The organism is Rhizobium sp. YTUHZ044 (genome assembly GCF_051123975.1).
In the GTDB taxonomy this organism is placed as follows: domain Bacteria; phylum Pseudomonadota; class Alphaproteobacteria; order Rhizobiales; family Rhizobiaceae; genus Rhizobium.
Genome location: NZ_CP101426.1, coordinates 1,678,416 through 1,698,167, shown reverse-complemented (window position 1 = coordinate 1,698,167; position 19,752 = coordinate 1,678,416). Strand labels below are relative to the sequence as shown.

Genomic DNA, 19,752 nt, shown 5'->3' with positions numbered 1-19,752 from the left:
AACCCGCGTGGAGTATCGCGCCGGTGCTGATTTGTATGGCCGAGTTTGAAGCCCGATGGTTCGTATCCTTACGCCGTGCCTGATATTTGCCTTCAATGCCATTTTGTCTCCTGGCAAAAGCTTCTAAGAAAGATAGATACTCTTGTCCCATGTCCCGGAAGCCGCGCGCCGACGTTTTCAGCTGATCCTGATTAAGCCGTCGCATTATGACGACGATGGCTACGTCATCCGCTGGTGGCGGGCGATGATCCCGTCCAATTCGCTTGCGGCCCTCTACGGCATCGCCGCCGAATGCGCCGAGCGCAAGGTGCTCGGACCCGATACCGCGATCGACATTACCGTAATCGATGAAACCAATACGCGGATCGATTTTCCCGGGCTGCTCGCCCAGTTCAGGCGCCACGGCAATTTCGGCATGGTCGCGCTGGTCGGCGTCCAGTCCAACCAATATCCGCGCGCACTCGACATCGCCCGCCCCTTCCGCAATGCCGGCCTGCCGGTCTCGATGGGCGGCTTCCATGTGTCCGGTTGCCTGTCGATGCTCGACGGCAAAGCGGTCGGGCTCGATGCCTGCCGCGATATGGGCATCTCGATGTTCGCCGGCGAGGCCGAGGGGCGGCTGGACATGGTGCTGCGCGATGCTGCCGCCGGCGAGCTGAAGCCGCTTTATAATTTCATGAACGACCTTCCCGGCATCGGCGGCACCCCCGTTCCTTTCCTGCCGAAGGACAATATCCAGCGCACGCTCGGCCTCAGCACCAGCTTCGATGCCGGACGCGGCTGTCCCTACCAGTGCTCCTTCTGCACCATCATCAACGTGCAGGGGCGAAAATCGCGTTTCCGCTCGGCCGACGATGTCGAGAAGCTGGTGCGGATGAACTGGGCGCAGGGCATTCACAAGTTCTTCATCACCGACGACAATTTCGCCCGCAACAGGGATTGGGAGGCGATTTTCGACCGGCTGATCGAACTCAAGGAGCGGGACGGCATTCCGCTCGGCCTGATGATCCAGGTGGATACGCTCTGCCATAAGATCCCCAATTTCATCGAGAAATCCAAGCGCGCCGGCGTCACCCGTGTCTTCATCGGCCTCGAAAACGTCAATCCGGATAATCTGACGGCCGCCAAGAAGAACCAGAACAAGATCACCGAGTACCGCAAGATGCTGCTCGCCTGGAAAGCACAGGGCATCATGACGCTTGCCGGCTACATCCTGGGCTTCCCCGCCGACACGCCGGACTCGATCCGCCGTGACATCGCCATCATCCAGGAAGAGCTGCCGCTCGACGTCATCGAATTCTTCATCCTGACGCCGCTGCCCGGCTCCGAGGACCATCAGGTTCTCTGGAAGAAGGGCGTGGAAATGAATGGCGACCTCAATATCTACGATGTCGAGCATGTCTGCACCGCCCATCCCAAGATGAGCAAGCAGGAATGGGAAGAGATCTACCATGAGGCCTGGTCGCTCTATTATTCACCTGATCACATGAAGACGCTGCTGCGCCGCGCCGTGGCGACCGGGGTTCCGCTCGCAAGGCTCGTCAAGGTACTCGTCTCCTTCGCAACCACGGTGCCGCTGGAAAACGTGCATCCGTTGCAGAGCGGCCTCTTGCGCTTGAAGACGCCGTCGGAGCGGCGCCCGGAACTGCCGCGCGAACATCCGCTGGTCTTCTGGCCCCGTTTTGCCTGGGACACCGTCCGCAAACATGCCTCGCTCGCGGGCACGATTATCGGACTGACGATTTCGGCCTTCCTGATTTCACGGGATGCCAAGTCGAAGACCTATATGGATCAGGCTCTGACGCCCGTCGCCGACGACGAAGAAGAAACGCTCCACCTCTTCACCCAGACCGCCGGCGGCGCCGCAGCCGTCAGCCATGTCAGGAAAGTCGCGCAACTGACGGGGCATTAAGCGGAAATTCTTGCAATAGCGGCCGACTCCCCGCCGGCCGGAGAGCACAGGCGACATCAAGGCGAAGCTTGGAGCCTCCGACTTTGATTCGGCTAAGCGCGTCGCGATCTTCCAGAGACGCGCCACGCTCTATGCGATTTGGATCATCCGGCTCGTCTCGGCCACTTGTAGCGTGTCGACGAATTCGACGATCTTGACCGGTTTGCCATCCTGGAAATGGATCTTGTCGACGAATTCCGTAGAGAAGGTTACGCCCGATGGGATGTGTCTGACCTCGCCTTCACGATGGGCAAAGACCATCTGCTCATCCTCATCCACATAGATGCCGGTCGTCCTGACCTTGGATAGATCCCATGCCGCGATAAGCTGCGTTATCGTTTGGCGAAAGTCATGCCCGCTCGATTCGGTCGTCAAAGGCGCCAGCCGTGCATTGCCGACCATGCGAAAGGTACAACCCTCGCCGAACAGCGCAAGCGTACCCTCGATGTCGCCACGACCACGCACAGAATAGATTTCCTCTACCAGCGTCTTCATGTCATTCTTTGCGGTCATTTTCAGGTCCTCCATTACCCAACGCTCTTGTTTTTTATGCATGTCGTCATCCCGGGCGACATGCTTGCAGTTTGCTCAACTATTTGTTGTTGCCAGCGAAGATAACACCAGGACGGAGAGGGCGTCGAGTACCCCGTCCGGATGACCCGAAAAGAAAAAGCCCCGCACGACAGCGGGGCCTTCACAAGTTTCAGAACTGAAAAGCGATTATTCGGCGCTTTCGTCAGCCGCCTTCTTCTTCGGTGCAGCCTTCTTCTTCGGTGCGGCTTCTTCGCCTTCACCGCCGTCGGCAGCTTCGGCCTTGGCGGCAGCCTTCTTCTTCGGCGCGGCCTTCTTGGTCTCGGCCTTCGTCTCGCCTTCCTCCTCGGCGAGCAGTTCTTCCTTCGTCACCTTCTTGTCGGTGACGTCGATTTCGGTCAGCAGGTGATCGATGACCTTCTCTTCGAAGATCGGCGCGCGGATCGAAGCGGCGGCACCCGGCTGGCTGCGGAAGAATTCGAGGATCTGCTTTTCCTGGCCGGGATACTGGCGCAGCTGATCGTAGATCGCGCGCTGCATCTCGTCTTCGGTGACTTCGACGCCGGCCTTTTCGCCGATTTCGGAGAGAACGAGGCCGAGGCGGACGCGACGCTCGGCGAGCGTCTTGTATTCCTCACGCGCCTTCTCTTCGGTCGTGTCTTCGTCCTCGAAGGTCTTGCCTGACTGAGCGAGATCGTTGTTCACCTGGCTCCAGATGCCGTTGTACTCGGCATCGACGAGCGAAGCCGGGGTCTCGAACTTGTACATCTCGTCGAGCTGGTCGAGGATCTGACGCTTCAGCTTCTGGCGGGTCAGCGAGCCGTACTGCGATTCGATCTGGCCACGGACGATTTCCTTCAGGCGATCGGCGGATTCGATGCCGAGCTTGGAGGCGAGTTCGTCGTTGATTTCGACGGCGCCGGGGGCTGCGACGTCCTTGACCGTGATGTCGAAGGTCGCTTCCTTGCCGGCAAGGTTCTTGGCCGGATAGTCGGCCGGGAAGGTCACGGTGATGGTCTTGTCTTCGCCAGCCTTGACGCCGACGAGCTGGTCTTCGAAGCCCGGGATGAAGCGGCCGGAGCCGATCACCAGTTCGGCGCCCTGATCGGTGCCGCCTTCGAAGGCCTCACCGTCGACCTTGCCGACATAATCCATGGTGATGCGGTCGCCGTTGGCAGCCTTGCCGGTCTTGCTCTCGTAGGAACGGGCGCTTTCGGCGACCTTCAGAACCTGTTCGTTGACTTCCTCATCCGAGATGTCGATGACTTCGCGCGTAACCTTGATGCCCTTGACGGACTTCAGCTCGATAGGCGGCAGCACTTCATAGGAGAGCGTGAATTCGAAATCCTGCTGGGCGGAAAGGATTTTGTCGGCCTCGTCCTTGTCCTCAGTCATGGCGATTTCCGGCTGGGTGGCCGACTTTTCGCCGCGGCTGGACAGAATGGCGGCCGGCTGTTCGCGGACGATCTCGTTGACGAGGTCGGCCATGATCGACTTGCCGTAAACCTTCTTCAGGTGAGCAGCGGGAACCTTGCCCGGACGGAAGCCGTTGATGCGGACCTTGTCCTTTACGTCGGCAAGACGCTCATTCATCTTGTCTTCCATGTCCTTGGCCGGGATAACGACCTTGATTTCGCGCTTCAGCCCTTCAGCGAGCGTTTCGATAACCTGCATGTCTTCCTACCTTCATGTCGTGGCGGCCGTGCCCAGACGCCGTTCGTTTCTATGAGCACGACGCCGGCAGCGTGCCGCGCGTGGCTTTTCCCAATTCCTGCATCATTCCACCCAAGGGGGAACGGCACTCGCTTCCGGGTATCGGGGATAACTAACTTCTTAGTCTCCCCCTGCAAACAGCCTGGTGCGGGTAGAGAGACTTGAACTCCCACGCCTTGCGGCACCAGAACCTAAATCTGGCGTGTCTACCAATTTCACCATACCCGCGTTCACAGAACCGCATGCCTATGCCTGCGCATGAGGCCTTCCGGAGCGCGGCGTCTCTATATCACCCGATTTGGTCGAGGCAAAGGAAAAATGAACGTCCAATGACGGGCTGTTCAAGGCCCGAAAACCGGGCTGCCCCGAAGGCGCCGGAGATCAGAAAAGCGGTTCGTCGTAAACCGCCTTGCCGTCGACGATCAGGCTGCGAATCTGCGCGCTTCCATCCGGCGAGACCCTCACCGCTATGGCGACGTTGCCATCGTTGCGGGCCTCCTCGATCGGTTTGCCCTGACCTTCCGGAACATAATAGCGCTCAATGCCGTATTCGACCCGCATGCTGTCGCCCGCGGCCAGCCCGCCGCTGTAGAAAGGCTTGCTGCGCAGGATCACCGTCTCCGGCTGCGGCGGCAGCGCCTGGAAAGACGATTCGCTCACCGTCCAGAAACCGTCCGCCTGCTTCCTCAACCGGACCCACAGCGTGCGTTCGCCGGGTTCTGCGGGAACGCCACCGGAGATCGTCTGTACCGGCACGGTGGAAATGTCGTAATTCAAGACGACATAATCACCGCGCAGGAAATCGCGAGGATCGACCGGGGCGGTCTTCAGCAGGACCTCAGCGCCGCTGCTGAGGATCGACGCACGGCTCTGAATGATCGTGCCGAGGATTAAAGTCTGCAAGCCGGCGACGATGATCGCCGAAATAAGATATCCTTTGCCGGACTGCAGCCTAGCCATCAACGAGCTCATGCGCGCGCCTCCCGCGAAAAGCGCCGTTCGAGACGGATGACGATCCAGGCGACGAGCGCCACTACGAGACCGGAGAACAGGAAGAGGCTCGACGTGCCGAGGATCGAGCCGACGGTAACGGAGGCGAGATAGAGCATCTCCGCGGCAAAGGTCGTGTAGGCGAGATAACGCACCGCGCCATTATCCCTGCCGTGCAGGGCAATAGCCAGCACGGCGGCAGCGAGCGTCGCCACCCCGAGCACCACCAGCCGCCAGCCTTGTTCAATCTCGATATGCAGCAGCAGCAAGCCGACTACGGCGACGAGAAAGCTGTAGAAGGCCGGCGCTGCGCCGGCACTCCTGACGAGCGAAGCGATGCGGGGGTGCGGCAACGCCGTCAGCGCGAACACCGCCATTCCGCCGATCGCGAAGGCGAGCGCCACCGCAATCTCCTCATAAAGAGCGTAGAGCCAGGCGAGCCAGCCGATCAGCAGCAGATAAGCGAGATGACGGGCGCGCTCGGCACCGGTGTAACGCACCAGAGCGACTGTGATCACCGCCATGACCGGCGCCATCCAGGGATCAAATCCGATCCAATGCGTGTCGTTGCTCTCGAGATAGACGGCAAAGGACGCCCAGGAGAGAAAGCCTGCGACGACGACGACCGCGCCCGAACGGAACAGGATCGCCGAGATCGTCGCAATCGCGAACCAGAGATACATCACCGTCTGCTCGTCGCCGGAGAGATGATACATCTGCCCGACCAGCGAAATCGCGCCACCGAAGCTCATCGCGCCGATGACCAGCAGCCCGCTTGCTGCTGCTGTCGCACCCCGGGCAAACATGGAGGCGGCTGCAATGTGCACAGCCCAAATCAGGGCGAGAATGGCGCCGACGCGGACGAGCCGCGGAATGGCCTCCCAGTTGGACGCGACGACCAGCAGGACGGCGGCGGCAAGCAACACCGCCGCCAGCGCCATCAACACCCGGCCTAGGCTAAAGCTTGCCGGGCGGCTGTCATATTCGGCGAGAAGCTTGGCCGCCGCTTCCTCTCCAATCAGACCCTTGCCCACCCAGAGCGAGAGATCCCGCTCCAATCTGCCGCGATACATGCCTCATCCCTCATTTCCGTGACGCACGCCGGCGCTACGGCTTCCATCGTTATAGCCGCAGCGGGCGGCTTCGCAAACGCCCGCCCGGCGACAAACATGCAAATTCCTCACTGGTCTAATTTGGGTCAGATATTAACCGGCCGGTAACGTCGGAACTGCTAATATGAGTGCATGAAGGAAAGGTATGCGGTTTTCGCATACCCCTCATGTATTTATTGCACTGCAAAATATCAATTAGTCATACTATTTGTCGATTCAACCAAGCACGGGGATGGCGCCCCGGCCCGGTTTCCCCGGAAGCCCGCGGATGTTTTGTTCGTGACGAGATTCGCAGCCGCGCACTCCTCCTCCCAAGCGCGTTGCGATAGACTGGCAACACTCCTCCTCCCAGTTGCCAGTCAATATAATGCGCCCGCCGGATCCTCCCCCGGCGGGCGTTTTATTTTGACGACAACACAGCCTGTAATTCAACCACTTATCGGCATTCGCATTACAGCCCTGGCGGCAAAGCTTGGCACTAGAAGCTCCGCCTCATGAACTGATGGCACCGCATCGCGAGCCCATTGCTTTGCCACCGGCATTGGGATGAATGAACAGCTTGGCGCCTCAGCGCAAGACGCGGTCGGGCCGATCGCGAGAGGGGCAGCTTTGCTTCATCGCAAGACCGAGCGAGCGGGAGAACAGGCAGAATTCTCCAGGGATTATTTTGCCTATTCGTTGACCAGACTGCGGTAAGATTGTGTAAAGCATTGCACAGATCGCATGGGTGACTTGAAAACTTGGCTGTTTTCGTTCTTCGCGTCGCAACATATATTCCAGCCATCAAATAGAGGTCAGCGCCGATCGGTGGCTGCTGGCAGATCAAACCCTCGGAAAGGGGCCCAACATGAACATCACTCGCTCTTTCAACAACTGGCGCAAGTATCGTCAGACGGTCACGGAACTCGGCCGCATGACCAACCGCGAATTGCATGACCTCGGCATCGACCGTTCGGACATTCACCGCGTTGCCCGCGAGGCTTCTTCTCGCTAATTCAAGTCGATCGCTGCTTCCTCCCGAGCAGATCCGCCAATGATTGAAACGCCCGCTGCACCGCAGCGGGCGTTTTCATTTGCACGCAATCCGCCGCCGCTCCGGTTGCGACCTTCCCAGCTCTTTCGCCCGCTTAAAAATTATTCACCGCTCAAATTGAGAGCATCATCGTGCACAATTGCATGGCAGACGCCTTTTATTTGCACTGCACAATGCGACCGATATCGCCTATATAAACATCAACCGCAGAGAGACAGGCGATCCCGCCGTCCCGCGGACATTTGTTCGAGGAAGAAGACAATGAACCCGATCCGCATCGCAAAAAGCTGGCTCAGCTATCGTCGTACACTCAATGAACTCGGCAGCCTGTCGAACCAGACCCTGTCCGATATCGGCGTCAGCCGCTACGACATCCGCAACATCGCATCCCGGTCTTTCCGCTAATCGCGGTTCTGGCAACGGGCACGATGTTTCAAGACGGCGCCATCATCGGCGCCGTTTTTGATTCCGGGGTGTTGGATCGCACCTGCCGACATGATATCAGCCCGGAATGAACACGATCTCTTCCTACTCCCCTATCCACGTCGTCGGCGGCGGGCTTGCCGGTTCGGAAGCCGCGTGGCAGATCGCCAGTGTGGGCGTTCCCGTCATCCTGCATGAGATGCGCGGCGTGCGCGGCACGGATGCGCACAAGACCGACGATCTCGCCGAACTCGTCTGCTCCAATTCCTTCCGTTCCGACGATGCGACAAGCAATGCCGTCGGCGTCATCCATGCGGAAATGCGCATGGCGGGCTCGCTGATCATGGCCGCTGCCGACCGCCATCAGGTACCGGCCGGCGGCGCGCTCGCCGTCGATCGCGACGGCTTTTCGGATGCCGTGACCCGCGCCATCCACGACCACCCGCTCATCACCATCGTGCGCGAAGAGGTCACCGGCCTGCCGCCAAGCGACTGGGATCTTGCCATCGTCGCCACCGGACCGCTGACGGCGCCGTCGCTCGCCAGCGCCATCCAGGCGGAGACCGGTGAGGATTCGCTCGCCTTTTTCGACGCCATCGCTCCGATCGTCTACCGAGAGAGCATCGACATGGATATCTGCTGGTATCAGTCGCGCTACGACAAGGTCGGCCCCGGCGGCACCGGCAAGGATTACATCAACTGCCCGATGGACGAAGCGCAATACAACGCCTTCGTCGACGCGTTGATCGCAGGCGACACGGTCGGCTTCAAGGAATGGGAAGGCACCCCCTATTTCGACGGCTGCCTGCCGATCGAGGTCATGGCCGAACGCGGCCGCGAGACGCTGCGCCACGGGCCGATGAAGCCAATGGGGCTGACGAATGCGCATAACCCCAGCGTCAAGGCCTATGCGGTCGTGCAGCTACGTCAGGACAACGCGCTCGGCACCCTCTACAACATGGTCGGTTTCCAGACGAAATTGAAATATGGCGCGCAGGCGGAAATCTTCCGGATGATTCCCGGTCTTCAAAACGCGGATTTTGCCCGACTCGGCGGCCTGCACCGCAACACCTACATCAATTCCCCCACTCTGCTCGACCCGTCGCTGACGCTGAAATCACGGCCGGGCCTGCGTTTTGCGGGCCAGATCACCGGCTGCGAGGGATATGTGGAAAGCGCCAGCGTGGGTCTGATGGCCGGGCGTTTCGCCGCTGCCGAACGCAAGGGCGAGGCGATCTCGCTGCCGCCGGCGACGACGGCGCTCGGTTCGCTGCTCGGTCATATCACCGGCGGGCACATTGTGACCGACGAGGAGCCGGGCAAGCGATCGTTCCAGCCGATGAACATCAATTTCGGGCTGTTTCCGGAGCTCGAGCCCGGCTCGATCGTCAAGCCCGAGGGCCTCAAGCGCTTTCGCGGCAAGGACAAAACGATCATGAAACGGCAGTTGATTGCACGTCGCGCGCTTGCAGACTGCGCCGCCTGGCTCGGTCAGACACCGACCTTTGCCGAAAGTGCCTAAGCAGCTGTTCTACTGCTTGTTGGCCGCGGAAATACTGTCGGATGGCAGATCCTTATCCGGCTCGGCGATGTAATTGCCGAGCAGCCAGAGCGCAACTTCGGAAGCCTCCTTCGGCGAAGCAAACTCGAATCTGCCATTGTGGCTGGGCGCATCGAGAAATTCGATCGCCAACCCCCTGCCCGTCTCGGTGCTTACGGCACGCACGCGGCCGGGCTCGATCAGATGGCAAGAGAAATGGCGTGCCATGTTGCGCATGAGGCCGGCCTTGTTGTCGTGCAGGCGCACGAAGATCGCCTGACCGTTTTCCGTCGCCTGCAGCTGGCGGATCGCCTCGTTGGGAAAGGCGCGGCCGAACTCGATGATGGCCAGACCGGTGTCGTGCAGACTGTCCTCCTTGTTTTGCGCGGCCATGCGTGTGGCCACGAAAGCAAAGAAGATGACGATGGCGAAAAGGACGCACCAGACGATAATGCCCACGCCGAATCTCCGTTCAAAGCATAGTGGTAAGGACCTTGTAGTGCGCGAGACTTGCGCGAATTTGACCGATATCAGATTTTTCGGCGGCCCGCTGCCAGCGCCATTCTGAGCTGGCGGCGCCATTGCGGCGATTGCAGCGGCCGGTCGAACAGGAGAACACCCCGCCTCTGCGCCTTGAGCAGCACCGGTTCGGCCAGCGTTGCGGGCAGGAAAGCCGGGAACACGGCTGGTGCAATCGCCCCTGCCCCTCTCGCCTTTGCCAGATGCTCAAGGCCGAGGCCGGCGAAGGCCTCGATGGCGGCCGAGATGCGCGGCCGGTCTTCGCCGGCGAGGAAGGCGTCGCGATCGAGGCCGGTGGCCGCAAGGATCTGCAGCGGAATATAGATCTGGCCGCGGCGGCGATGCAGCGGCATCAGCAGCAACAGCCCGGCAATCGCCTGTGCGACGCCGGCATAGCCGGCGGCATCCGCCGAGCGCGGGGCGGCCTCCGGCGAAAGCACGAGGCTTGCCAGCTGGATCAGCGCGGAGGCCGTTTCTCCGGCATAACCTTCGAGCGAGACCCGCGTCTCCATTGGATCGTCGTAGAGGTCGAAGGTGCGGGCGTCGATCATATTGAGCAGCGTCCTGCGCGGCAGGCGATGGGTTTCGATCGCGGTCAGAAGTGCGGCGGCGACGGGATTGGCGGCCGTCGAGCCATGCGCGCTGCCTTCTAGCAGGTCACGCCAGTATTGCATGCGCACTTCGCCAGGCAGCGGCTCGTGCACAAGGTCGCGGATGCGGGCAAGCTCCGCATTGAACGCGTAAAGGGCCGCTAGCGCGCCGCGTTTCTCCTCCGGCGACAGAAGACAGGCGAGATATCGGTCGCGATCATTGTCGCGCAGCATCGCCAGGCAGACGTCCTGGTTGGTCGCTATCTTCGCATCAGCCATCGTCAGACCGCAATCAACGCCGCCGCGACGGCGCGCTGCTCCGACAGCATGATGTTGAAGGTGCGTACCGCGGCACCCGTGCTCATCGGATCGGAAGAAATGCCCCGCGCCTTCAGCGCCTGTTTCAATTCGTCGGGCAGACGGCGAAGCTCGGTTCCGGTGCCGACGAGCAGAACCTCGATATCATCAGCCTCATCAAGCACACGGCGGAAATTTTCAGGCGACAGCGGCTTCGACATGTCCATGTCCCAGCCGTAAATGCCGGAGGGCAGGCAAAGGATCGAGCCGCGATGCGACATGTCGGCAAAACGGAAACCGCCATTGCCGTAGGTGTCGATCGGAGCCCGGCCGGGAAAATGCGCCGCGCGGATTTCTATGCCTTTTGCCATGTTTTCAAACCACCGTGCCGGATTTTCGACCAGCATCTGTCTTGTTGCTCTCTTCTCCGTCGGAAGCCTCCGGCCGCAGCCGGAAGACGATCAACACGGGAGCAGCGATATAGATCGAAGAGAAAGTGCCGAGAGCTACTCCGAAGAGCATCGTAAAGGAGAAGGAGCGGATGACGTCACCGCCGAACAGATAGAGCGCCAGCAAGGCGAGCAATGTCGTCGCCGCCGTCAGGACGGTGCGCGACAATGTCTGGTTGATCGAGGCATCGATCAGGATCGGCAGCGGCATCTTCCTGTATCGTTCAAGATTCTCGCGCATGCGGTCATAGACGACGACCGTGTCGTTCAGGGAATAACCGACGATGGTCAGCACGGCGGCGATGCTCGTCAGGTTGAACTCGATGCCGGTCAGCACGAAGAGACCGAGCATGATGATGACGTCGTGCAGTGTGGCAATGATGGCGCCGACGGCGAACTGCCATTCGAAACGGATCCAGATATAGATCAGGATCGCCGCGAGTGCGGCTGCGACACCGAGCGTAGCCATCATCGTCAATTCGCCCGAGATGGCGGGCCCGACGACCTCGACGCGGCGGAAATCGTAATCGGCCTCGAGTTCGCCGCGCACCAGCGTCGCCGCCGATTGCTCGGCATTCTCGCCGCCGCCTTGGGACGCGATGCGGATCCGCGCATTCGAAAGGCCGCCCGTACGCTCGACGCTGACCTCGCCAAGATTGAGATCGTCGAGGCGTGATTTGAGATCAGCGATGTCGGCATTGCCCTGTTTCGCCGTCACCTCGATGAGCGAGCCGCCGGTGAAATCGATGCCGAGCTGCAGGCCAACGGTGGCAAAGGCCGCCATCGCGGTCAGCGAGATCACTGCCGACGCCGTGAAGACATAACGGCGGATTCCCATGAAACGCACATTGGCGTGCTCGAAAAGATGCGCGAGAACGCTCTTCGGCAGATGCCTGGGATGGCGCGCTTTCAGCCAGGCGGCGACGATCGAGTGCGTCAGCGTGAAAGCCGTGATGACAGTCGTCAGAATGCCGACCGCCAGCGTCACCGCGAACCCGCGAATGGACTCGCTGCCGAGAAACAGGAGAATGATGGCGGCGATGAAGATCGTGACATTCGCGTCGACGATCGTTGCGAAGGCGCGCGAGAAGCCGCGGCCGACGGCCTGCGCAAAGGAGGAACTGGCTCTTTCCTCTTCGCGGATGCGCTCATAGATCAGCACGTTGGAATCGACCGCCATGCCGACGATAAGCACGATGCCGGCAATACCGGGCAAAGTCAGCGTGGCGCCGGCAAGGCTGAGCGCAGCGACGATGAAGATCAGATTGACGAAGAGCGAGACGACGGCGATGGCGCCGAGAATACGGTAGAGCGCGATCATCAGCGCTGCGACCAGCACGACGGCGACGAGACCGGCAACCAGGCCGGAGAAGATGGAGTCGGCGCCGAAGCTCGGGCTGACGCTGCGCTCCTCGACGCTCGTCAGCGTCGCCGGCATGGCGCCGGCGCGCAGCATCACCGCAAGGTCGCGAACGCCATCCTCGGAGAAATTCGCCGAAATCCGGCCCTCGCCGCCGATGATCGCCGCATCGATGACCGGCGCAGACATCACCTGATCGTCAAAGACGATGGCAAGGTGCCTGCCGATATTTTGCGCTGTCGCCTGCGCCAGCCGCTGAGTACCCTCCGCATCGAGGCGATAGTCAATCGAGGTATCCTGCGTCTGCGGATCGACGACAGGCTCGATATCGATCATGTTGCTGCCGGTGACGAATGCCGTGCGGTCGACGAGATACGGAACAGGCGGATCGTCGAGCGAATAGAGCACCTCCGAGCTGGCCGGCCAGCGGCCGTTCAGCGCCTCCTGTCCCGACATGCTTTCGTCGAGCAGATGAAAGGAAAGCTTTGCCGGCTGGTTCAGAATATTCTTCAGCCGCTCCGCATCGACGGATCCCAGCACCTGCACGACGATCCGGTCGTCGCCATCGGGGCGAACCTGAAAGTCTTCATAGCCGAAGCCGGCGATGCGGCGGCCAACGATGTCGAGCGACCGGCTGCGGGCCGAGGCGATGTCGGCGGTGATGCCGGCATCGGATATCTGCAGTGAGAGCTGCCCTTCCTCGCCCTGTCGAAGCGCAAGGCCAGGCCCTGAATGTTCGTCACCGTTCGTCAGAGGCTTCAGGAGATCGACTGCCTTTTTCGCCTCAGCCGGATCGGTAATCCGGACAGTGACTGTCTGGCCGTTGCCGGTCAGGCCGGTATAGCGGATGCCGGCACCTCGCAGCGCCTTGCGCACATTCGCGACGGTCTCTTCCAAGCGGTCTTTGACGATATCGGAACGCTCGACCTTCAGAACGATATGGGAACCGCCCTGCAGGTCGAGACCGAGTGTCACGCGGTCGTTTTGCCACCATGTCGGCAGAGACGAGCGCTGCGCCTCGCTCAGGAGATTGGGCGCAGCAACGACGACGGCCGCAAACGCAACCAGCCAAATCAGAAGTGTTTTCAAGCGGGAAAAATGCAACATTCTCTCGACGATCTTCCGATCCGGCGGTTCCGCCGTTATCGCTTGTTACGCCGCGTCGGCCTTGACGGGCTCACCCTTGACGCGAACGTCCGAAATGCCGCTGCGGACGATGCGCACGCGAACACCTTCGGCAATCTCGACCTCGACTTCCTTATCATCGACGACCTTCGTCACCTTGCCGACAAGACCGCCGCCGGTCACGATCTGATCGCCACGGCGGATCGCCTTGAGAGTTTCCTCACGCTTCTTGGCCTGCGCGCGCTGCGGCCGGATCAGCAGGAAATACCAGACGACCATCAGCGGCACGAACAGGATGATCATTTCGAAACCGGAACCGCCGAATCCTGTTGCGGTATCGGTCGCAGTCTGGGCGAATGCCGGGGTGATGAACATGCTAAACTCCTCAGGCTTCTGTGGCGGAACTCCGCCTGCTTTTCAGGTTGCCGGACTATAGTTGCCGCTTGGATGAATGCAACAGAAACAGCCGGGAACAGTACCGATTTCGCTGCCTCATAACCTTTCCGCCGGCAAAACGCCATGGTAGGCGGCATCGAAAGATCAAAGCGGCTTGGCGCAGCGAGAAATCAGGAGGCCCATGATGACCGAGGAAATCAACACCGCCCTGCTTGCCGAACTAAAAAGGCTCGCTGACGCCGTGCAGCGTCTGGCCGGGCCGGCACCTGCCGCCAACGATTGGAATGCGGCCGACTGTTTCGTCTGGGCACCGTTGCGTCAGTATCTGCAGCCGGTGAAGAAGCCGAACCGGGTGGCGCTGAAGCTCATCCGCGGCGTCGACCATGTGCGCGATATCCTGCATGAGAATACGGTGCGGTTTGCCGAGGGTTATGCCGCCAACAACGTGCTCCTCTGGGGCGCGCGCGGCATGGGCAAATCCTCGCTTGTTAAGGCCGTGCATGAGGATGTCCGGCGGGAAAGCGGCGCGCCGCTGAAGCTGGTTGAAGTGCATCGGGAGGATATTGCCAGCCTGCCCAACCTGCTCGACCTCCTGAAAGACACGCCGTACCGTGTGATCGTCTTCTGCGACGACCTTTCCTTCGATCACGACGACACCGCCTACAAGTCGCTGAAGGCGGCACTCGATGGCGGCGTCGAAGGGCGACCCGACAATGTGCTCTTCTACGCCACGTCAAATCGGCGCCATCTTCTGCCGCGTCACATGATGGAAAACGAGCAGTCGACGGCGATCAATCCATCGGAGGCTGTCGAGGAAAAGGTCTCGCTGTCCGACCGCTTCGGTCTTTGGCTCGGCTTTCACAAATGCAGCCAGGAAGACTATCTCGGCATGATCGACGGCTATGCCGATCACTTCAAGCTCGGACTCGACCGTGACAAAATGCATGCCGAGGCGCTGGAATGGGCAACGACGCGCGGCGCGCGCTCCGGCCGCGTCGCTTGGCAATATATCCAGGATCTGGCCGGACGCACACGCGTTCATATCGACCGGACGTAGGCGCCTCTCGAAACAGAATCGACGCGACGAGATCTTAAAATGACAAAAGCCCGGCTGGTGGCCGGGCTTTTGCGCTCCTGGTACGCTATACCTATTCCAGGAAAGTCATCGGGTTGACCGGTGAGGCGTCCTTGCGCACCTCGAAATGGACCTGCGGCTGCTTGACATCGCCGCTCATGCCGGAGACGGCGACGGTCTGACCGCGCTGAATCTTCTGACCGCGAGTGACACTCAGCGTGTCGGCGTTGCCGTAGACGGTGACGGTGCCGTCGTCGTGACGGACGAGAACCGTGTTGCCGAGCTCCTTCAGGCCGTTGCCTGCGTAAATGACGACGCCGTTTTCCGCGGCCTTGATCGGCGTGCCCTGCGGCACCGAGATATCGATGCCGTCATTGCGGTTGCCGTTGACGTTGGCGCCATAGGCGGCAATCACCTGGCCGCGGACCGGCCAGCGATACTTGCCGATGCCGGTCGATTCCGGCGCGTCGGAGCTGACGTCGGACTTCTTCTCGACATCGTCAACGGTCTGCGTGGCGACCGGCGCCTTGTAGGGCGCAGGCTGAACGGACGCGGTCTGTTGAGCGGGCGCCGGATCAGCCGGCTTCGAATCGACCTTCTCAGCCGGGATCGAGGCGGTCTTGACAGTGTCGGCACCGCCGTTCGGGAGCTTCAGGGCCTGTCCGACGCGCAGCGAATTCGCCGAAAGATTGTTGGCGGCCTTGAGATCGTCGATGTTGGTGCCGGTGGCCTTCGCGATCTTCGCCAGAGAATCGCCCTGCTTCACGACATAGCTGCCGGCCGGCGTCTTCGGGTCCTTGCCGGCGCCAACCGGAACCTTGCCGGTGGGATCGGCGCTCGCCACGGCCTTGTCCCGCGCGGAATTGGCGCCGGGGACGACAGCGACCTTCTGTTCCGGCGCCTTGGCCGGGTCGGGCATATTGCCGGGCTTGGAAAGATCGGTCGCTTGCGAGGCCGCCTTGGCGGCATTGCCGCCGTTGAAAGTCGGGATCAGAATTGCCTGGCCAGGCTTGGCGGCCGAGGCCATTTTCAGATTGTTGACGCGCAGGATTTCCTTTTCCGGAACGCCAAAGCGCCGCGATAACGTCGCAATGCTCTCACCCGGACGCAGCGTGACAGAAGGCGCGTTGGTCGCGGACCAGCCGGAAACCTTCGGCGTCGTGCCCGTCGTCAAAGAATCGGGCGTCGGCTTCGGGGCAGCCGGCGCTACGAGCCGCGGTTTTTCAGGCTGCGTTGAAGCCGGGAAAGGCTGGGCAAGCGCAACTTCCCTTTCCCGCTGGCGAGAGGGCGCGACAGCCGTCGGAGCAGCGAGTTCGGAACGCTGTATCGACACCGGCGAGGAAGCCATGCGTGCGCTCGACGTGCGCACCGGCTCGTAACCCTGGCGCGCCGGATAGGGCTGATTCAGCGTATTGTTGCCACCGTAACCCGACTGGGTGGCGACGGCGGAACCGCCGAGATCGGCGCGCGGCACCGGATCACCTTGCTGGCCGCCGCGCGGAATGGAACTGGTGGTGATCTGATCCTGCCCTGAGGAGGAAAACAGGCCGCCGAACCGTGTCACATCGGAACTGCAGCCCGTTGCGGTACTCGCCAGCAGGCCCACAACCAGGAGATTACCGGCCGACTTACCGAACTTCGGCGAAAGACTGAAACGCATTGACTCGACCCACTGAGAACGCAACCATTTGTGAGTCTATTAAAACGCGTTAGTATTACCACGTGGTTAAGACGCTGGAATCAGTGCGATATTTTTGAGAAGTTGATAACCATAGCTTACGGGTGAAAAATCGCAGTGTCTGGAAGGTGATGCCGAAAACTGCGCGGGCTTTCGGACGCCGCCTCTACAGCAGCGAGGCAAGACGCGGAACGATCGGCAGATAGGGCGCTTCGAACAGTTCCTCGCGTTCGAAACGGCTGCCGGTTTTCGTCAGCCGCACCATGCGACACTCATTCTCCGAAATCATCAGCGGCGCAATCATCGAACCACCGGAAACGAGTTGGTCGGTATAAAAGCGCGGCATGGCATTGAATGCGGCGGTGACCAGGATACGGTCGAAAGTGCCCTCTCCCTGCATGCCGGCGCTGCCGTCGGCGTGGCGGATGACGACGTTGCGCAAACCAAGCGATTCCATGCGCCGCTGTGCGGCCGTCGTCAGCGTCTTGTAGCGGTCGATCGACAGAACACGCTCGGCCAGACGGCCCATGACAGCGGCGGTGAAGCCGCTGCCGGTGCCGACTTCCAGGACGCGCTGCCCCGGTTTGAGCTTCAGGTGATGCAGGATGCGGACGACAAAATCGATGCCTTCAAGGAAGGAGCCACATTCGATCGGTATCGTCCGGCTCGAATAGGCGTCGTCGGAAAATTGCGGCGGCACGAATAGCGAGCGCTGCGTCTGCTCGACCGCCGTCAGCAGATCGAGATCGGATATGCCTTCGGCGCGCAGTCTGAGGACAAGCGCCGCGAAGCCCTCCTTCTCCGCCAGTCTTGCCGTCAAACTTGTGCTCCGTATCCCAGGGCCCGCGCCACGCGGTCCGTCACGGAATAATCGGTCAGATCCAGTTTCAAAGGCGTTACCGAAATCTTATTATGCTTCAAGGCGTGAATATCGGTACCTTCGATGAAGGCACCGGCACGTTCGCCGAACTTCAGCCAGTAATAGGGAAAACCCCGGCCATCGGAGCGAGCCTCGACCTGCAGGTTGAAGGCAAGCTTGCCCTGCATGGTGACCTCGGCGCCATCGACCTCGTCGGGACGGCAGTTCGGGAAGTTGAGATTGAGGAACGTGCCCTCCGGCAGGTCGAGCACCATCAGCTTTTCCAGAAGAGCCGGCGCATGCGCTTCGCAGACCTCCCAAGGCACGATGCGCGCGCCGTTCTCGTAAAGGTAAGCTTGGCTCAGCGCAAAGGAGCGCACGCCCTGCATCGTGCCTTCGATGGCGCCCGCGATCGTGCCGGAATAGGTCACGTCGTCTGCTACGTTCGAACCCGAATTGACGCCGGAGAGAACGAGATCAGGCTTGATGTCCATCACCTGCCGGATGCCCATGATGACGCAATCCGTCGGCGTGCCGCGCAAGGCGAAATGCTTGTCGGAAATCTTGCGCAGCCGCAACGGCTCGGAAAGGCTCAGCGAATGGGCCAGGCCGCTCTGGTCGGTCTCGGGCGCCACGATCCAGACGTCGTCGGACAGTGTGCGGGCGATCCGCTCCAGCGCAGCAAGGCCTTCGGCATGGATGCCATCGTCATTCGTGAGCAGGATGCGCATCGCCTCAGGCCGCCCGTTCGATCTTGGTCATTCCGCCCATATAGGGCAGCAAAACGCCCGGAATCGTGACGGAGCCGTCTTCGTTCAGATAATTTTCAAGGACGGCGATCAGGCAGCGGCCGACGGCAGTGCCGGATCCGTTCAGCGTGTGAACGAACTTGTTGCTCTTCTCGTCCTTGCCGCGGTAGCGCGCGTTCATGCGCCGGGCCTGGAAATCGCCGCAGACCGAGCAGGAGGAGATCTCGCGGAAAGTGTTCTGCCCCGGCAGCCAGACTTCGAGATCGTAGGTCTTGCGCGAGCCGAAGCCCATGTCGCCGGTGCAAAGCGTCACCGTGCGGAAATGCAGACCGAGGCGCTTCAGCACCTCCTCCGCACAGGCGGTCATCCTTTCATGCTCGGCAATGGAGCTCTCGGCATCGGTGATCGAAACGAGCTCGCATTTCCAGAACTGGTGCTGGCGCAGCATGCCGCGCGTGTCGCGGCCGGCCGAGCCCGCTTCCGAGCGGAAGGACGGGGTCAAGGCGGTGAAGCGCAGCGGCAGCTTTTCCTGGTCGAGGATTTCCTCGCGCACCAGATTGGTCAGCGTCACCTCAGCCGTCGGAATGAGGTAGCGACCGTCCGTCGTCTTGAACAGATCCTCTTCGAACTTCGGCAGGCTGCCGGTGCCGAACACCGCTTCGGCGCGCACCATCAGCGGCGAGCTGACTTCGGTATAGCCGTGCTCGCTGGTGTGAAGGTCGATCATGAACTGGCCGAGCGCCCGTTCAAGTCTCGCGAGCGGCCCGGTCAGAACCGTGAAGCGCGAACCGGAGAGCTTGGCAGCACGGTCGAAATCCATATAGCCGAGCGCCTCGCCGATTTCGAAATGCTCCTTCGGCGTGTGGTTCCAACGCGGCTTTTCGCCAACGATGCGGCTGACGACATTGTCGTGCTCGTCCTTGCCGACAGGAACGTCGTCGAAGGGCACGTTCGGGATGCGCGAGAGAGCGTCGTTGAGTTCGGCCGTCAGCTGACGGTCCTCTTCCTCGATCGCCGGCAGCAAGTTCTTCAGTTCGGCGACCTCGGCCTTCAGCTTCTCGGCAAGCTCGCCGTTCTTCTGGGCCATCGCTGCGCCGATCTCCTTGGATGCGGCGTTGCGGCGGGACAGCAGATCCTGCGTCTTTTGCACGGCGGAGCGGCGCTTTTCATCGAGGGCCACGAGACTTTGGGCCAGAGGCTCCGCGCCGCGCTTGGCAAGAGCGGCATCGAGCGCTTCGGGATTCTCACGGATCCATTTGATATCGAGCATCGTCGTTCCAGGTCGTTGCAACAGAAATGACCGGCCAAAGCCTGACCGGGCCTCGACCGGATGAGACGGCGTCATAAAAGGATTTCCGGATC

Annotated in this window: 18 protein-coding genes and 1 tRNA gene; 5 read left to right on the top strand and 14 right to left on the bottom strand. The window is 61.0% G+C overall.

Annotation, left to right across the window (positions count from 1 at the left end; genetic code table 11):
* The first annotated feature begins 142 nt into the window (after positions 1–142).
* Positions 143–1,912, top strand: coding sequence for a B12-binding domain-containing radical SAM protein (locus NL154_RS08405; RefSeq protein WP_210628111.1), 1,770 nt, complete (start codon positions 143–145; stop codon positions 1,910–1,912).
* A 129-nt stretch (positions 1,913–2,041) separates the two neighbouring features.
* On the opposite strand, the gene NL154_RS08400 is transcribed toward NL154_RS08405, so the two are convergent.
* From NL154_RS08400 to NL154_RS08380, 5 genes are all read right to left on the bottom strand, one after another.
* A complete protein-coding gene (locus tag NL154_RS08400; RefSeq protein WP_210628112.1) occupies positions 2,042–2,464 on the bottom strand; it encodes a nuclear transport factor 2 family protein in 423 nt (140 codons plus the stop codon).
* Positions 2,465–2,671: 207 nt separating this feature from the next.
* Positions 2,672–4,156, bottom strand: a complete 1,485-nt coding sequence (gene tig / locus NL154_RS08395) for a trigger factor (protein ID WP_221146545.1) — start codon at positions 4,154–4,156, stop codon at positions 2,672–2,674.
* Between the two features lie 182 nt (positions 4,157–4,338).
* A tRNA-Leu gene (locus tag NL154_RS08390) sits at positions 4,339–4,423 on the bottom strand.
* Positions 4,424–4,576: 153 nt separating this feature from the next.
* Positions 4,577–5,167 (bottom strand): GDYXXLXY domain-containing protein, encoded by a 591-nt coding sequence (locus tag NL154_RS08385; protein ID WP_210628114.1) that lies wholly within the window; start codon positions 5,165–5,167, stop codon positions 4,577–4,579.
* Complete coding sequence (locus tag NL154_RS08380) at positions 5,164–6,258, bottom strand: DUF2157 domain-containing protein (protein ID WP_221146544.1); 1,095 nt, start codon at positions 6,256–6,258, stop codon at positions 5,164–5,166. Before NL154_RS08380 ends, NL154_RS08385 begins: the two co-directional genes overlap by 4 nt.
* An 886-nt stretch (positions 6,259–7,144) precedes the next feature.
* On the opposite strand from NL154_RS08380, the gene NL154_RS08375 reads away from it, so the two are divergent.
* The 3 genes from NL154_RS08375 to trmFO all read left to right on the top strand — a co-directional run bounded on the left by NL154_RS08375 (position 7,145) and on the right by trmFO (position 9,275).
* Positions 7,145–7,291 (top strand): DUF1127 domain-containing protein, encoded by a 147-nt coding sequence (locus NL154_RS08375; RefSeq protein ID WP_004678838.1) that lies wholly within the window; start codon positions 7,145–7,147, stop codon positions 7,289–7,291.
* Between the two features lie 300 nt (positions 7,292–7,591).
* The gene (locus NL154_RS08370; protein WP_004678841.1) at positions 7,592–7,735 is read left to right on the top strand and encodes a DUF1127 domain-containing protein; all 144 of its coding nucleotides are present in this window, start codon (positions 7,592–7,594) and stop codon (positions 7,733–7,735) included.
* Positions 7,736–7,841: 106 nt separating this feature from the next.
* Positions 7,842–9,275: a methylenetetrahydrofolate--tRNA-(uracil(54)-C(5))-methyltransferase (FADH(2)-oxidizing) TrmFO gene (gene trmFO / locus NL154_RS08365; protein WP_210628116.1), complete on the top strand. Its 1,434-nt coding sequence runs from the start codon at positions 7,842–7,844 to the stop codon at positions 9,273–9,275.
* Between the two features lie 9 nt (positions 9,276–9,284).
* Here trmFO and NL154_RS08360 read toward each other — a convergent pair whose 3' ends face one another.
* The 5 genes from NL154_RS08360 to yajC form a co-directional block, all read right to left on the bottom strand.
* Positions 9,285–9,752, bottom strand: a complete 468-nt coding sequence (locus tag NL154_RS08360; RefSeq protein WP_210628117.1) for a hypothetical protein — start codon at positions 9,750–9,752, stop codon at positions 9,285–9,287.
* Positions 9,753–9,823: 71 nt separating this feature from the next.
* Entirely contained in the window at positions 9,824–10,681 is an 858-nt protein-coding gene (locus tag NL154_RS08355) for a phytoene/squalene synthase family protein (protein ID WP_210628118.1), read from the bottom strand.
* 2 nt (positions 10,682–10,683) lie between these two features.
* Entirely contained in the window at positions 10,684–11,070 is a 387-nt protein-coding gene (locus NL154_RS08350; protein WP_184452546.1) for an Mth938-like domain-containing protein, read from the bottom strand.
* A gap of 4 nt (positions 11,071–11,074) precedes the next feature.
* The gene (gene secDF, locus NL154_RS08345; protein WP_221146541.1) at positions 11,075–13,615 is read right to left on the bottom strand and encodes a protein translocase subunit SecDF; all 2,541 of its coding nucleotides are present in this window, start codon (positions 13,613–13,615) and stop codon (positions 11,075–11,077) included.
* 45 nt (positions 13,616–13,660) lie between these two features.
* Positions 13,661–14,008 carry a preprotein translocase subunit YajC gene (gene yajC, locus NL154_RS08340; protein WP_064696006.1) on the bottom strand — a complete coding sequence of 116 codons (348 nt, stop codon included), beginning with the start codon at positions 14,006–14,008 and terminating at the stop codon, positions 13,661–13,663.
* A gap of 205 nt (positions 14,009–14,213) precedes the next feature.
* On the opposite strand from yajC, the gene NL154_RS08335 reads away from it, so the two are divergent.
* Entirely contained in the window at positions 14,214–15,086 is an 873-nt protein-coding gene (locus NL154_RS08335; RefSeq protein ID WP_210628121.1) for an ATP-binding protein, read from the top strand.
* Between the two features lie 91 nt (positions 15,087–15,177).
* Here NL154_RS08335 and NL154_RS08330 read toward each other — a convergent pair whose 3' ends face one another.
* From NL154_RS08330 to serS, 4 genes are all read right to left on the bottom strand, one after another.
* The gene (locus NL154_RS08330) at positions 15,178–16,764 is read right to left on the bottom strand and encodes a peptidoglycan DD-metalloendopeptidase family protein (protein ID WP_210628122.1); all 1,587 of its coding nucleotides are present in this window, start codon (positions 16,762–16,764) and stop codon (positions 15,178–15,180) included.
* Between the two features lie 184 nt (positions 16,765–16,948).
* Positions 16,949–17,602 (bottom strand): protein-L-isoaspartate(D-aspartate) O-methyltransferase, encoded by a 654-nt coding sequence (locus NL154_RS08325; RefSeq protein ID WP_210628123.1) that lies wholly within the window; start codon positions 17,600–17,602, stop codon positions 16,949–16,951.
* Positions 17,599–18,372: a 5'/3'-nucleotidase SurE gene (gene surE / locus NL154_RS08320; protein ID WP_210628124.1), complete on the bottom strand. Its 774-nt coding sequence runs from the start codon at positions 18,370–18,372 to the stop codon at positions 17,599–17,601. Before surE ends, NL154_RS08325 begins: the two co-directional genes overlap by 4 nt.
* Before the next feature lie 4 nt (positions 18,373–18,376).
* Positions 18,377–19,660 (bottom strand): serine--tRNA ligase, encoded by a 1,284-nt coding sequence (serS, locus tag NL154_RS08315; protein ID WP_210628125.1) that lies wholly within the window; start codon positions 19,658–19,660, stop codon positions 18,377–18,379.
* Between the last annotated feature and the right edge of the window lie 92 nt (positions 19,661–19,752).

What these genes read in the sequence shown, in the direction of transcription:
- surE (WP_210628124.1), bottom strand. Translation starts at nt 18,372, where the DNA reads ATGCGCATCCTGCTCACGAATGACGATGGCATCCATGCCGAAGGCCTT.
- NL154_RS08375 (WP_004678838.1), top strand. Translation starts at nt 7,145, where the DNA reads ATGAACATCACTCGCTCTTTCAACAACTGGCGCAAGTATCGTCAGACG.
- NL154_RS08350 (WP_184452546.1), bottom strand. Translation starts at nt 11,070, where the DNA reads ATGGCAAAAGGCATAGAAATCCGCGCGGCGCATTTTCCCGGCCGGGCT.
- NL154_RS08380 (WP_221146544.1), bottom strand. Translation starts at nt 6,258, where the DNA reads ATGTATCGCGGCAGATTGGAGCGGGATCTCTCGCTCTGGGTGGGCAAG.
- NL154_RS08335 (WP_210628121.1), top strand. Translation starts at nt 14,214, where the DNA reads ATGACCGAGGAAATCAACACCGCCCTGCTTGCCGAACTAAAAAGGCTC.
- yajC (WP_064696006.1), bottom strand. Translation starts at nt 14,008, where the DNA reads ATGTTCATCACCCCGGCATTCGCCCAGACTGCGACCGATACCGCAACA.
- NL154_RS08355 (WP_210628118.1), bottom strand. Translation starts at nt 10,681, where the DNA reads ATGGCTGATGCGAAGATAGCGACCAACCAGGACGTCTGCCTGGCGATG.
- secDF (WP_221146541.1), bottom strand. Translation starts at nt 13,615, where the DNA reads ATGTTGCATTTTTCCCGCTTGAAAACACTTCTGATTTGGCTGGTTGCG.
- NL154_RS08330 (WP_210628122.1), bottom strand. Translation starts at nt 16,764, where the DNA reads ATGCGTTTCAGTCTTTCGCCGAAGTTCGGTAAGTCGGCCGGTAATCTC.
- tig (WP_221146545.1), bottom strand. Translation starts at nt 4,156, where the DNA reads ATGCAGGTTATCGAAACGCTCGCTGAAGGGCTGAAGCGCGAAATCAAG.
- NL154_RS08370 (WP_004678841.1), top strand. Translation starts at nt 7,592, where the DNA reads ATGAACCCGATCCGCATCGCAAAAAGCTGGCTCAGCTATCGTCGTACA.
- NL154_RS08400 (WP_210628112.1), bottom strand. Translation starts at nt 2,464, where the DNA reads ATGACCGCAAAGAATGACATGAAGACGCTGGTAGAGGAAATCTATTCT.
- NL154_RS08385 (WP_210628114.1), bottom strand. Translation starts at nt 5,167, where the DNA reads ATGAGCTCGTTGATGGCTAGGCTGCAGTCCGGCAAAGGATATCTTATT.
- trmFO (WP_210628116.1), top strand. Translation starts at nt 7,842, where the DNA reads ATGAACACGATCTCTTCCTACTCCCCTATCCACGTCGTCGGCGGCGGG.
- serS (WP_210628125.1), bottom strand. Translation starts at nt 19,660, where the DNA reads ATGCTCGATATCAAATGGATCCGTGAGAATCCCGAAGCGCTCGATGCC.